This is a genomic window from Sphingopyxis sp. FD7 (assembly GCF_003609835.1).
Lineage (GTDB): Bacteria > Pseudomonadota > Alphaproteobacteria > Sphingomonadales > Sphingomonadaceae > Sphingopyxis.
On record NZ_AP017898.1, the window covers coordinates 1892922 to 1905628 of the forward strand.

Here is a 12707-nt window from a genome sequence, read left to right on the forward strand (position 1 = left end):
CCTCGCCATTCAGCGCCGCGCCGAACGAGAGCTCGGGCCATGGACCCTGAAACAAGTTCAGGGTGACGATGCAGGACAAATTGATTCTGAGGGTGGGAGCCGGAACGACCCGCAGCGAATTCGTTGCGGCTGCTTCCTTCCGGACCTGACCGGGTTGGCGAAGACTGCGTCCGCCCGACTCCCGCGGCGCATATGACGGCAGACGCACACAAATGCAAGATCGGCGCCGTCAATCGGGATCAGGTCGGCTTTGGCGTGGGGAGCGGACGTTGAGGGGTTGCGCTGGTCTCCCCTCCCGCAAGCGGGAGGGGCAGCGAGACTTACGAACTTTGTTCGTTAGTCGCAGCGGGGTGGGCCATTGCCACGCTGCTGCCCACCCCCGACCCCTCCCGCAAGCGGGAGGGGAGAGAATGGCCGCTACCGGCCGGAAGCAGTCACCGCGCGCCCTGCATATTCCGGCTTTCCGCCGGGATATGGACCGTCAGCCCGTCCATCGCCTCGGCCAGCACAATCTGGCACGACAGGCGGCTCGTCCGCCGCGCGCCCGCCGCCAGGTCGAGCATATCCTCTTCCTCCTCGCTCGCGGGCGGAAGGCGGTCGAAATCCTCTTTCGCCACGATGACATGGCAGGTCGAGCAGGCCATCTGACCTTCGCACGTGCCTTCGAGCGGCATCAGATGCGCCTGCGCGACGTCGAGCAATATGTCGCCCGGCTGCGCCTCGGCCTCGGTGCGGCCCTTGCCGTCGGAGTGGATGAAGGTGATGCGCATCAATTGACCCCTTGCAGCCGCGCCGCGGCCTTGATCGCATTCAAGCCGTCGCGCAACTCCGCTTCGGTCGTATAGCGTCCCCAGCCGAGGCGGATCGAGGCGCGGGCATCGCCCTCGCTCACCCCCATCGCGCGCAGCACATGGCTGACCTTGCCCGATCCGCTGCCGCACGCGCTGCCGAGCGAAAAGGCGATATCGCGCGCGTCGGACATCAGCCGCAGACCGTTTACGCCCTCGCGCCGGATATTGAGATTGCCGTGATAGCGGCGCTCCGCATCGCCGTTGAGCGTCCATTCGGGGAGCATTCCCATCGCGAGCGACCAGAGCCGCTCGGCATGTTCGGCATCCTTGTCCATCCGCTCGGCCGCGAGCGCCGCCGCCGCGCCGAAGCCGGCGCAAAGCGCGGGCGACACCGTGCCCGAGCGCATCCCCTGTTCCTGCGCGCCACCGACCATCAGCGGTTCAAGGTCCACCCCGTCGCGCACCCACAGCGCGCCGATGCCCTTGGGACCGTGGATCTTGTGCGCCGACACGGCGATCAAATCGGCGCCTTCGGGAATCGCGATGCGACCAAAGCCCTGGACGGCGTCGCAGAGCAGAAGGCTGTTCTTCGCATGGGCGGCGGCGGCAAAGTCGGCGACCGGCTGGATCGTCCCGACCTCATTGTTCACCAGCATCACGGCGACGATGCCGTTTTCGGGGATGAGGGCGGGATCGGGCTGCTGCGCCAGCCCCCTGCCATCGACGGGCAGGATCGTCGCGTTCAACCGCTCCAGACATTGCAGCGACGCCGCATGTTCGATGCTGAGCCCGGCGACGCCCCCCGGCTTCGCTTCGGCGCCGCGAAACAGCGCCCAGTTGAGCGCCTCGGTCGCGCCCGAGGTGAAGAAGACGCGCCCACCCATGGGCAGCAGCGCCGCGACCTGATCGCGCGCGACCTCGACCGCGGCGGCGGCAGCGCGTCCCGCCTTGTGCGTGCTCGACGGGTTCGCGAAACCGTCGCTCCCACCCGGCCCCTCAAGCCAGCGCAGCATCGCCTCGCGCGCCTCGGGCGCGAGCGGCGTGGTGGCTTGATAATCGAGGTAGATCATTCCGGCGGCACCATTTCCTGTTCCGTTCGTGTCGAGCGAAGTCGAGACACCCATCGAAATAGCGCGTCGCCGATGGGCATCTCGACTTCGCTCGATGCGAACGGAGAAGACAGCAAACTGCATCTTATTGCGAGTGATTCGCAAAAGTTGCAAGTCGAGACCTATTTTCTATATAGGCGCCGCTTCCGCTCCGCCACCCCGCCGGTCCGGCGAATCGGGGGCCAGCCCAAGAAATCGAGGTGTGCATTGCCCGACGTCATATTCCCCGGCCCCGAGGGCCGCATCGAAGGCCGTTTTTCTCCGCCGCCGCGTCCGCGCGCGCCGGTCGCGCTGATCCTCCACCCGCACCCGCAGGGCGGCGGCACGATGAACGACCGCATCACACAGGCGATGTACAAGAGCTTCGTCGCGCGCGGCTTCGCGGTGCTGCGCTTCAACTTCCGCGGCGTCGGCCGCAGCCAGGGCACTTTCGACAATGGCATCGGCGAGCTTTCCGACGCCGCCTCGGCGCTCGACTGGGTGCAGTCGATCCACCCCGAGGCGCAGACCACCTGGGTCGCGGGGTTCAGCTTCGGCGCGTGGATCGGGATGCAACTGCTCATGCGCCGTCCCGAAATCCGCGGCTTCCTGTCGGTGGCGCCGCCGGCGAACATGTATGACTTCAGCTTCCTCGCCCCCTGCCCCTCGTCGGGCATCATCGTCGCGGGCGGGCAGGACGAGATCGTGCCGCCGTCGGCGGTGCAGAAACTGGTCGACAAGCTGCGCACCCAAAAGGGCATCACCATCCATCACGACGAGATCCCGCGCGCGAACCATTTCTTCGAGCATGAGCTCGACCAGCTGATGAAGTCGCTCGACAATTATCTGGATATGCGGCTCGCGCCTGATTCGCCGATCCGCTAAACCCGTCATCGCGAGGAACGAAGCGACGAAGCGATCTCCAGCATGCGGCAGTTCACGCCGATGGCTGGAGATTGCTTCGCGGCGCTCGCCATGACGAAATGCTATGTCACCGGCACCAGCCACACCGCGACATTGGCGAACATCACCAGCGCGGCGACCAGCATCAGCAGCGCGCGGCGGCGGTCGCCCCGGCGGAACACATAAGCCGCGCCACCGGTCAGCGCGACGCCGGTGAGCATCAGGATCGAGATGATCGTATCGGACATGGCGCGGCTGTACCCGTGGCGTCACAAATTTGCCACCTCGCTTATGGCAAAGTCCCGCGCCTTCGCCTAAAGCGCGCTCATCGATTCCCTTGAGCCTCTGCGGGAGCCGCACCATGCGCATCGCCATCGCCTCCGACCACGCCGCCTTTGAGCTCAAAGCCCTGCTCGCCGACTGGCTGCGCGAACAGGGGCATGCGGTCGAGGATCTCGGCACCAACGGCCCCGAAAGCGTCGACTATCCCGATTATGGCTATCGCCTCGGCGCTGCGATTGCCGAGGGGCGCGCGGAGCGGGGTGTGGCGCTCTGCGGTTCGGGCATCGGCATTTCCATCTCGGTCAACCGCAATCCCGCCGCACGCTGCGCGCTCGTGTCCGAACCGCTGTCGGCAAAGCTGGCGCGCGAGCATAATGATGCGAACGTCATCGCGATGGGCGCGCGCCTTACCGGCATCGACATGGCCAAGGCCTGTCTCGATGCCTTCCTGACCACCGATTTTGCCGGCGACCGCCACGCGCGGCGCGTCGACAAACTTTCCAATCCTCCCCAACTGGAGACCAGCCGATGACCACAGAAACGCTCGACAAGCCCATCAAATCGGCCGGCTATTTCACTGACGGGGTCGGCACCGTCGATCCTGCGGTCGCGGCGGCGATGCAGCACGAACTCGAACGCGAGCAATATCAGATCGAACTGATCGCGAGCGAGAATATCGTCTCGAAAGCGGTGCTCGAAGCCCAGGGGTCGGTCTTCACCAACAAATATGCCGAAGGTTATCCGGGTCGCCGCTATTATCAGGGCTGCGCGCCGTCCGACGAGGTCGAGCGGCTTGCCATCGACCGCGCCAGGCAACTCTTCGATTGCGGCTATGCCAATGTCCAGCCGCATTCGGGCGCGCAGGCGAACGGCGCCGTCATGCTCGCGCTGACCAAGCCCGGCGCGACGATCCTCGGCATGAGCCTCGACGCCGGCGGCCATCTGACGCACGGCGCGCCGCCCGCGATGTCGGGCAAATGGTTCAACGCCGTCCAGTACGGCGTGCGCGCCGACGATCATCTCGTCGATTTCGACCAGGTCGAAGCATTGGCGAAAGAGCATCGCCCGTCGCTCATCATCGCGGGCGGTTCGGCCTATCCGCGCACGCTCGATTTCGCGCGCTTCCGCGCCATTGCCGACGATGTCGGCGCGCTGCTGATGGTCGACATGGCGCATTTCGCGGGGCTCGTCGCGGGCGGCGCGCACCCTTCGCCGCTGCCATACGCGCATGTCGTCACCACCACGACGCACAAGACGCTGCGCGGCCCGCGCGGCGGCATGATCCTGACCAATGACGAGGCGATCGCCAAGCGGATCAACTCGGCGGTCTTCCCCGGCCTGCAGGGCGGCCCGCTGATGCACGTCATCGCCGCCAAGGCGGTTGCCTTCGGCGAAGCGCTGCGCCCCGAGTTCAAGGACTATGCGAAAGCGACGATCGCCAATGCGCAGGCGCTCGCGAACCGATTGAAGGCGCGCGGCGCCGACATTGTCGCCGGCGGCACCGACACGCACCTTGCCCTCATCGACCTGCGCCCGCTCGGCATCACCGGCCGCGACGCCGACGAGGCGCTCGAGCGCAGCGCGATCACCTGCAACAAGAATGGCGTGCCCTTCGACCCGCTGCCCCCGGTCAAGACCAGCGGTATCCGCGTCGGTTCGCCCGCGGGCACGACGCGCGGCTTCGGCATCGCCGAGTTCGAGGAAATCGGCGATATGGTGGCCGACGTGCTCGAGGCGCTGCGCGACAAGGGCGAGCATGGCGACGCCGACGTCGAGGCCGATGTCCGCCGCCGCGTGCGCGCGCTTTGCGAACGCTTCCCCATCTATCAGGGATAGGGCGATGGCGCGCCAGCACCCCGAGGAGCCGACGCTGATCGAACTCACGATCGAAGAGGTCAAGGCGATGGGCAGGCAGGGGATGGCGCATCCCTCAACGCCCACGGTGCTGACCGGCGGCGTGATCGGTGCGGTGGCGGGCGCGGTGCTGCCGGTTGTGACCTGGCCGGTCGGCCTTTTCGCGGGCGCGGCCATTGCGCTCTATACCCGGGTGAAGCGCTAAGGGTCCGAACTCGATTGCAGCGCCGTCGAGGTTTGAAGCAAAATGGCCCAGTGCGAGGAGAGAAGGCGCAGTAATATGTCAATATTTCAAGGCTTCTCGACGAGGCAATGGGCCATTTTGATCAAATCTCTTCGAGACGCTCAAATGGCTTCCATCTCGACCCGAAAGACGCTTGGAAAGGCAACCAGCCTTCCTGGCGCGTCTTTCGGCCCGTTCTGTTCGCCATTTGGACGCCTCGACGGCGCTGCAATCGAGTTCGGACCCTAACGATGCGCTGCCCCTATTGCGGACATGAAGACAGCCAGGTGAAGGACAGCCGTCCGACCGAGGACGGCGCGGCGATCCGTCGTCGCCGCCAGTGCGAGGATTGCGGCGCGCGCTTCACGACGTTCGAGCGCATCCAGCTGCGCGAAGTCGCGGTGCTCAAGGCGGGCGGGACGCGCGAACCCTTCGACCGCGAAAAACTGATGCGCAGCGTCCAGATCGCGTGCCGCAAGCGCCCGATCGACGGCGCGCGGATCGAACGCCTGGTGTCGGGCATCCAGCGCCAGCTGGAAACCTCGGGCGAGAGCGAGGTGCAGGCGTCGCAGATCGGCGCGATGGTGATGGAGGCTTTGAAGGGCTTCGACAATGTCGCCTATATCCGCTTCGCCAGCGTCTATCGCGACTTCACCGAAGCCAAGGATTTCGAGGAATTCGCCTCGACGATCACCGAGGCGGCGCGACCGAACAAATGAACGTGACATCCCCGCCCCCCGTCATCGTCCTTGTCCGTCCGCAGCTTGGTGAGAATATCGGCAAGGCGGCGCGCGCGATGCTGAACTTCGGGCTTACCGAGCTGCGGCTTGTCAGTCCACGCGACGGCTGGCCCAATCCCGATGCCGGGCCGGCGTCAGCCGGGGCCGACGTGGTGCTTGCGGACGCGAAGGTCTTTGAAACGCTGGCCGATGCGGTCGCCGACTGCACGACCATCTATGCCACCACGGTGCGCAAGCGCGGCGTCACCAAGCCGGTGCTGACCCCCGAAGCCGCGGCGCGGGAGGTTCACGCGCGTGCCGGGCGATCGGCCTATGTTTTCGGCCCCGAGCGATCGGGACTCGAAACCGATGATGTCGCGCTCGCGCACACGATCGTCACCGTGCCGATCAACCCGGCCTTCGGTTCGCTCAATCTGGCGCAGGCAGTGATTCTGCTTGCCTATGAATGGTCAAAGCATGTCGCCGGGATCGGCGAGGGCGTCGCCGCGCTTGCCAGCCCGCCCCAGGTTCCGCTCGATCCCCCCGCGCCGCACGGCGAGCTCGAGGAGTTGATCGGGCATCTGGTGCGCGACCTCGACAAAAGCGGTTATTTCTTTCCGCCCGAACGCCGCGAGGCGACGCTGCGCGCCCTGCGCACGACGCTGACCAAGACGGGCTGGTCGCACAACGACATCCGCATGATGCACGGGGTCATTGTGGCTCTTGGCCGCGGCAGAAAAATATAATAGGCTGGTTCCAATAGATAATTTCAGGAGCCCCTTCCCGTGATGACCCTTCTCCTCGCGGCGGCCTTTGCCGCGTCGGCGCCGACTGACGCCAATGAACAAGCGACCGTGGCAACACAGGCCACGCCCGAAAAGGCAAGGAAGCCCAAGCGGGTTTGCAAAAGCGCTCGGCGGACGGGAAGCAATCTCAGCCGCCGCATCTGCAAATCCGAACAGGAATGGGCGAACGAGAGCGGCGCCGGAATGCAATCGCTCGAATTGATTGATCAAAGTTACAAGGCACAGATTGGAAACGGCGCGGTCGATTAGACCCCGTTTCAGTGAAATTGAAGCGACGAGATCGTGCAGCAAGCTGTGGGCGGTCCCTGTCGCGGTTCGATCAATCCGATCCTTCCTAGCCCCGTCCGTCGACAGACCGACTACCTTGGACGTCATTGTCGCCGACCCGAGCGGCAATTACCGGTAAATACATAATCGCCAAAGGTCCGTCCGGACCACCCCCTCCCAATCCTCCAGGAGTTTTGTTCGCATGATCAGCCTGTTGCTCGCTCTTTCCCTCGCCTCGGCGGCGCCCGAGGTTGCTGCATCGCCGACAGCGACCGACGCCGACAAGCCTGCCAAGCCGGCCAAGCCCAGAAAAATCTGTCAGAAGATCGAAATGACCGGCAGTTCCGTGCCGAAGCGTGTTTGCCGCACGGTATCGGAGCCTGCGAAACCCGTCGGCGACGTGACCCAGGCAGCCGCCGAAAAACCCGCGGCCGACAATATGAACTGAACGGCTCAGTCGCGAGCGCGCACGCGATCCCACTGAACCGCCTCATAGGCGATCGATTGTTCGACGAGTTCATTCCACACCGCGCGCAGCCGCGCGGGTTCGAGCCCCGCGACCTCCGCCGCGCGCGCGACATTGTCGAGCACTTCGGCCTTGCGCGCTTCGTCGCGCACGGTGGCGCGGTCGGTCTTGATCCGCGCCGCGGCGTCCATATAGCCGAAACGCCGGACGAGCAGGGCGACGAGTTCGCGGTCGACCTGGTCAACGCCGGCGCGGACGTCGGCCATGGTTTCGCATTGGTGAGGAAGTTTGGCGCGCGTCATGCGCGCAGCCTTTAGCGGCTTTTTCGCCGCTGTCGAGCGCGCGGCGCGGCGCTTGACTTTGCGCCCCTTCCCGTCTAACCGCCCGCCTTCGCAATGGACTCCGCACCCCGGTGAAGCGGCGGTCGCGCACGGAAACCTCTGTGCGGTGCGATCCGGGAAGCGCCGAAATCCCTCGGCACAGAGCATATTGGAGACGCAAATGTCGAAGCGCCAGAGCGCCAAGTATAAACTCGACCGCCGGATGGGCGAAAACATCTGGGGTCGCCCGAAAAGCCCGGTCAATCGCCGCGAATATGGCCCCGGCCAGCACGGCCAGCGCCGCAAGGGCAAGATGTCGGACTTCGGCATCCAGCTGCGCGCCAAGCAGAAGCTGAAGGGTTATTACGGCGACATCACCGAAAAGCAGTTCAAGAAGAACTATATCGAAGCGTCGCGGATGAAGGGCGATACCGGCCAGAACCTGATCGGCCTGCTCGAACGCCGCCTCGACGCGGTCGTTTATCGCGCCAAGTTCACGCCGACCATCTTCTCGGCGCGCCAGCTCGTCAGCCATGGCCACGTCTATGTCAACGGCGTGAAGTGCAACATCGCGAGCCGCCTCGTGAAGCCGGGCGACGAAATCACCCTGGGCAAGAAGGCGCAGGAAATGGCGCTGGTCGCCGAAGCGCAGAGCCTGCCCGAACGCGATCTGCCCGAATATCTGGCGGTCGACGGCACCAAGGCCACCTATGTCCGCGTGCCCACGCTCGACGAAGTGCCCTATCCGGTGAAGATGGAACCCAATCTGGTCGTCGAATTCTATTCGCGCTGATCGGGCGATTCATCGCGGAAACAAAGGGGCGGTCCGGCAACGGGCCGCCCTTTTCGGTTCGCGCGGTGCCGACGCGCACGCCGCGCTTCAGAACCAGAGCTTCACCCCGGCAACGACATTCAGGCTGTCGACGTCGTCGCCGTCGGCGCGCGCGAGGCGCGCCGTGCCGCCGATCTTGCGCGCCCACTCGATGCCCACATAGGGCGCAAATTCGCGGACGATCTCGTAGCGGAGGCGAAGGCCCAGCTCGATATCGGACAGACCTGCCCCGATTCCGCTCTCGGGCACATCCTGCGCCGCGAAATTGATCTCGGCCATCGGTTGCACGATCAGCCGCTGGGTGATGCGCTGGTCGTAGCTGCCCTCGATGCGCGCGGTGAGGTCGCCCTTGTCGGACAGGAACAGCGCGCCCTCGACCTCGAACCAGTAAGGCGCCAGTCCCTCGACCCCGATCACCGCATGGGTGCGGTCCGGCCCGTGCCCAAAATCCTGCCTCACCCCGGCCTGCGCGTTGAAATAGGGGCCGATCGCGCGGCTGTAGAGAAGTTGCGCCTCGGCCGCCTCGACGCCCTCGCCGAACGCGGTTTCGCCCTCGCTCTTGACCGTCAGCCGATGGATGTCGCCGCCGTACCAGCCCTCGCCTTCCCAACGAAAGCCGTCGCGGCCCTTGCGCGCCTGATATTCGGCGAGATTGAGGCTGACGAAACCCACCCTCTGACCGCCGTTTTCGACCATCATCGCATGGCGCGCATGGTCCATCTCGCTTTTCGGGAAATAGCGGTCGGCATACCAGTCGCCCGGCGGCGGCGGCGCGGGGGCGTCGCCAGCGGGAAGGTCGGTGCCGACGCCCGCTGGTGCTTCGGCGGGCCTATCGTCGGCCGGGGTGCAATGCCCCATGGCCGCATGATCGGGCGTGCAGGCAGAATCGCCCTGCGCGGCCGGCTTCCTGGGTTCGGCGGTCGGCGCATGATGCCCGCCATGGTGCGACTGCGCCGCCGCGGGCGCCGCAAAGGCGGCGAGCGACAGGCCGACCAGCAGCAAGGCGCGCGTCACGCCGCATCCCCCTTCGGACGCACGCTGACGACGCGCATCATGCCTGCGTGCATATGATAGAGAAGGTGGCAGTGGAACGCCCAGTCGCCGAGCGCATCGGCAGTGAAGTCAAAGGTCGCGATGCCGCCCGGCTGGACGATCACCGTATGCTTGCGCGGCGCGTGGTCGCCCTTGCCCGTCACCAGCTCGAAAAAATGGCCGTGCAGGTGGATCGGATGGCTCATCATCGAATCGTTGATGAGATTCACGCGCACACGCTCGCCCTCGATAAAGGGGATGGGTTCGTGATGATCCGACATCTTCACCCCGTCGAACGACCACATGAAGCGTTCCATGTTGCCGGTGAGGTGGATGTCGAGCGACCGCGACGGCGCGCGGACGTCGGGGTTGCGGTCGAGCGCGACAAGGTCGTGATAGGTGAGCACGCGGTGCCCCACATCCTCCAATCCCTGCCCCGGCTCGGCCATCCGGTCGACCGGCATGGGGGAGATCGACTGGACGCTGGGGTCGCGCTTTACCTGCGGGGCAACCGAAAAGTCGCGCATACTATGGTCCATGCCACCATGACCGGCGTGCGCGCCCTCGCCCGCCGGGGTGCAGTGGCCCATTGCGGCATGCTCTGCGGTGCAGGCAGTATCGCCACCCTCGCCATCCGACATGTCGCCCATGCCCATGTCCTTCATCGTCGCGAGCGGGCGGGCGCGCAGCGCGGGAACGGGCGCGACCAGTCCGGCGCGCGGCGTCAGCGTCGCGCGCGCCAGGCCCGACCGGTCGTTCGCCTCGGCCACGAAGCTGTAGGCGCGCTCCTCGACCGGGGTGACGATGACGTCATAGGTTTCGGCGACGCCGATCTGGAACTCGTCGACCGCGACCGGCCGGACGTTCAGCCCGTCGGCCTGCACCACCGTCATCGCCAGTCCCGGAATGCGCACGTTGAAAATCGTCATCGCCGAGGCATTGATGATCCGCAGCCGCACGCGCTCGCCGGGACGGAACAGGGCGGTCCAATTGTCCGCTGGGCCATAGCCGTTGACGAGGAATGTATAGGTCGAGCCATTGACGTCGGCGACGTCGGTGGGGTCCATCCGCATCGCCCCCCACGCCAGCCGGTCTTTCAGCGGCTGGTCCTCGCCATTCAGCAATCCGGCAAGCGTCTGGCGCTGCATGTTGAAATGGCCCGGATTGACCTTGAGCTTGCGAAAGATCTCGTGCGGCGACAGGCGGCTGTGGTCCGACAACACGATTACATGTTCACGATCAAAAGCCACGGGATCGGCATCGGCGGGATCGATGACGATCGGGCCATAATGACCAAGCTGTTCCTGCAATCCCGAATGGCTGTGATACCAATAGGTGCCCGACTGGACGATGGGAAACTCGTAAACGAAGGTCGAGCGGGGCTTGATGCCGGGAAAGCTGACCCCCGGAACGCCGTCCATATGGAAGGGCAGGATCAGCCCGTGCCAGTGGATCGAACTGTCCTCGTCAAGGTCGTTGACGACGGTGAGTCGCGCCTGCTGCCCTTCCTTCAGGCGGATGAGCGGCCCCGGCACCGTGCCGTTGATGCCGATCGCGCGCGTGACCTTGCCGTCGACGCGCAGCGTCTGGCGCGCGATGCGCAGGCGGATGTCGGTTCCCGACACGCTGGGCAGCGGCGGCGCGATCCCCGCCGATACCGGCTGCGCCCACGCCGGATAGCAGGCGGCGAGCGCCGCCAGCGCACCGCCACCGAGCGCCCCGTTCACGAACCCGCGCCTGTCGATATGCATATCCATCCTGGCTTTTGAAATCACTGGCCGCCGCGTCTCGACGGCTTTGGTGCCCCTGGCCGGACTCGAACCAGCACTCCTTGCGGAACTCGATTTTGAGTCGAGCGCGTCTACCAATTTCACCACAGGGGCCCGTGGACGGCGTCGGTGCGGATTTCGATTCCCGCGCCTTCGCCGCTGCGGGGCAGCCGTTGCCACAGAAAGATGCTTTCCGTCTAGTGGATAAGCGGCATCCTGCATAAGAGAGGCATATGACCGAGAAGAACAAGGCATCCCCCGCCCCTTCCGCCCCGTCGGCCAAGACGCCGTCCGCACCCGCTTTCGGTCCCGGCCGCATCGCCATGGCGGCGGTGATCGTCATCGCGATTGTCGGCGTCGCATGGCTCGCGATCAGCCTGACGCGCTTTTTCATGCTGGTGTTCGCCGCCGTCGTACTCGGCGCGGTGTTCGATGCGATCGCGAGCTGGATCGTGCGCCATGTGCGCGTCGGGCGCGGGCTCGCGCTCGCGCTGTCGGTCGCAGGGATGATCGCCGTCTTTGCCGGGGCCTTCATTCTCTTCGGATCGCAGCTCGCGCGCGAGATCGACACGATCCAGCAGCAGGTGCCGCGCGCCTTGCAGGGGGTCGAAGCCTTCCTCGACCGCTACGGCTTCGGCGCACGGGTGCGCGCGCTGGCCGAGGTGGGCAGCGAGGATATTTCGCAGATCGTCTCGCAGGCGGGGGGCTATGCGCTCGCCGCGGGCAGCGGCATCGCCGATTTCGTGCTCGTGCTCGTCGCCGGGATTTTCCTTGCGAGCGATCCCGCCACCTATCGCCGCGGCCTGCTGCTGCTGATGCCCGAACGCGCCGAAGCGACCGCCGCACTCGCGCTGGACGATGCGGCGCGCGGGCTGAAAGGCTGGATGGTCGGACAGGCGGTATCTTCGCTCGTCGTCGCGGCGCTTACCTGGGCTGGGCTTGCGCTGCTGGGCGTGCCCGCGGCGGGCGGTCTCGGCCTCATCGCCGGGTTGCTCGATGTCATCCCGATGATCGGCCCGATCATTGCGGGCATCCCCGCCGTCCTGCTCGCCTTCACCGTGTCGCCGATGACGGCGCTGTGGACACTGATCCTGTTCCTCGTCATTCAGCAATTGCAGGGCAATTTCCTGCAGCCGATGATCCAGAAACAGGCGGTCGACGTGCCGCCCGCGGTGCTGTTGTTCGCGGTCGTCGCGGCGGGATTGCTGTTCGGCTTCCTCGGCGTGCTGCTCGCCGCGCCGCTGACGGTGGTGGTCTATGTGCTGGTGCAGCGGGTGTATGTGAAGACGTTGCTGGGGAAAGCGATCAAGATCGCGGGGGCGGATTAGCTTTTCGCGCTCGCAATGACGGGGCTA

16 protein-coding genes, 1 tRNA gene and 1 other RNA gene are annotated in these 12707 nt (G+C 65.7%); 10 read left to right on the plus strand and 8 right to left on the minus strand.

Annotated features, from left to right (window positions below):
• Window positions 1-88: 88 nt before the first annotated feature.
• From ffs to SPYCA_RS08895, 3 genes are all read right to left on the minus strand, one after another.
• Window positions 89-186: signal recognition particle sRNA small type (gene ffs, locus SPYCA_RS08885), an RNA gene on the minus strand.
• Window positions 187-434: 248 nt separating this feature from the next.
• Window positions 435-773 carry a 2Fe-2S iron-sulfur cluster-binding protein gene (locus SPYCA_RS08890; RefSeq protein WP_120219851.1) on the minus strand — a complete coding sequence of 113 codons (339 nt, stop codon included), beginning with the start codon at window positions 771-773 and terminating at the stop codon, window positions 435-437.
• Complete coding sequence (locus SPYCA_RS08895) at window positions 770-1861, minus strand: cysteine desulfurase family protein (protein WP_120219852.1); 1092 nt, start codon at window positions 1859-1861, stop codon at window positions 770-772. The genes SPYCA_RS08890 and SPYCA_RS08895 overlap by 4 nt, the downstream gene beginning before the upstream one ends.
• Before the next feature lie 246 nt (window positions 1862-2107).
• On the opposite strand from SPYCA_RS08895, the gene SPYCA_RS08900 reads away from it, so the two are divergent.
• Window positions 2108-2764 carry an alpha/beta hydrolase gene (locus SPYCA_RS08900; protein WP_011541103.1) on the plus strand — a complete coding sequence of 219 codons (657 nt, stop codon included), beginning with the start codon at window positions 2108-2110 and terminating at the stop codon, window positions 2762-2764.
• Window positions 2765-2865: 101 nt separating this feature from the next.
• On the opposite strand, the gene SPYCA_RS19250 is transcribed toward SPYCA_RS08900, so the two are convergent.
• Window positions 2866-3030: a hypothetical protein gene (locus tag SPYCA_RS19250; protein WP_172595023.1), complete on the minus strand. Its 165-nt coding sequence runs from the start codon at window positions 3028-3030 to the stop codon at window positions 2866-2868.
• A 113-nt stretch (window positions 3031-3143) separates the two neighbouring features.
• Here SPYCA_RS19250 and rpiB point away from each other — a divergent pair, with 113 nt between their 5' ends.
• From rpiB to SPYCA_RS08935, 7 genes are all read left to right on the plus strand, one after another.
• The gene (gene rpiB / locus SPYCA_RS08905; protein WP_120219853.1) at window positions 3144-3596 is read left to right on the plus strand and encodes a ribose 5-phosphate isomerase B; all 453 of its coding nucleotides are present in this window, start codon (window positions 3144-3146) and stop codon (window positions 3594-3596) included.
• The gene (gene glyA / locus SPYCA_RS08910; protein WP_120219854.1) at window positions 3593-4900 is read left to right on the plus strand and encodes a serine hydroxymethyltransferase; all 1308 of its coding nucleotides are present in this window, start codon (window positions 3593-3595) and stop codon (window positions 4898-4900) included. The genes rpiB and glyA overlap by 4 nt, the downstream gene beginning before the upstream one ends.
• Before the next feature lie 4 nt (window positions 4901-4904).
• On the plus strand, window positions 4905-5123 hold the full coding sequence (locus SPYCA_RS08915) for a hypothetical protein (RefSeq protein ID WP_120219855.1): 219 nt from the start codon (window positions 4905-4907) through the stop codon (window positions 5121-5123).
• 269 nt (window positions 5124-5392) lie between these two features.
• Window positions 5393-5860: a transcriptional regulator NrdR gene (gene nrdR / locus SPYCA_RS08920; RefSeq protein ID WP_120219856.1), complete on the plus strand. Its 468-nt coding sequence runs from the start codon at window positions 5393-5395 to the stop codon at window positions 5858-5860.
• On the plus strand, window positions 5857-6606 hold the full coding sequence (locus SPYCA_RS08925; protein WP_120219857.1) for an RNA methyltransferase: 750 nt from the start codon (window positions 5857-5859) through the stop codon (window positions 6604-6606). The genes nrdR and SPYCA_RS08925 overlap by 4 nt, the downstream gene beginning before the upstream one ends.
• 39 nt (window positions 6607-6645) lie before the next feature.
• Entirely contained in the window at window positions 6646-6915 is a 270-nt protein-coding gene (locus tag SPYCA_RS08930) for a hypothetical protein (protein ID WP_146625111.1), read from the plus strand.
• A gap of 220 nt (window positions 6916-7135) precedes the next feature.
• Complete coding sequence (locus SPYCA_RS08935; protein WP_120219859.1) at window positions 7136-7381, plus strand: hypothetical protein; 246 nt, start codon at window positions 7136-7138, stop codon at window positions 7379-7381.
• 5 nt (window positions 7382-7386) lie between these two features.
• Here the strand turns inward: SPYCA_RS08935 and SPYCA_RS08940 are convergent, their stop codons facing one another.
• A complete protein-coding gene (locus tag SPYCA_RS08940) occupies window positions 7387-7701 on the minus strand; it encodes a chorismate mutase (RefSeq protein WP_120219860.1) in 315 nt (104 codons plus the stop codon).
• 199 nt (window positions 7702-7900) lie between these two features.
• On the opposite strand from SPYCA_RS08940, the gene rpsD reads away from it, so the two are divergent.
• Entirely contained in the window at window positions 7901-8512 is a 612-nt protein-coding gene (gene rpsD / locus SPYCA_RS08945) for a 30S ribosomal protein S4 (protein WP_011541096.1), read from the plus strand.
• 87 nt (window positions 8513-8599) lie between these two features.
• Here the strand turns inward: rpsD and SPYCA_RS08950 are convergent, their stop codons facing one another.
• From SPYCA_RS08950 to SPYCA_RS08960, 3 genes are all read right to left on the minus strand, one after another.
• The gene (locus tag SPYCA_RS08950) at window positions 8600-9565 is read right to left on the minus strand and encodes a copper resistance protein B (protein ID WP_120219861.1); all 966 of its coding nucleotides are present in this window, start codon (window positions 9563-9565) and stop codon (window positions 8600-8602) included.
• Window positions 9562-11340, minus strand: coding sequence for a copper resistance system multicopper oxidase (locus tag SPYCA_RS08955; protein ID WP_120219862.1), 1779 nt, complete (start codon window positions 11338-11340; stop codon window positions 9562-9564). Before SPYCA_RS08955 ends, SPYCA_RS08950 begins: the two co-directional genes overlap by 4 nt.
• A gap of 41 nt (window positions 11341-11381) precedes the next feature.
• Window positions 11382-11466 (minus strand) — tRNA-Leu (locus SPYCA_RS08960).
• 119 nt (window positions 11467-11585) lie between these two features.
• Between SPYCA_RS08960 and SPYCA_RS08965 the strand changes: the two genes are divergently transcribed.
• Complete coding sequence (locus tag SPYCA_RS08965) at window positions 11586-12680, plus strand: AI-2E family transporter (protein ID WP_120219863.1); 1095 nt, start codon at window positions 11586-11588, stop codon at window positions 12678-12680.
• Window positions 12681-12707: the final 27 nt, after the last annotated feature.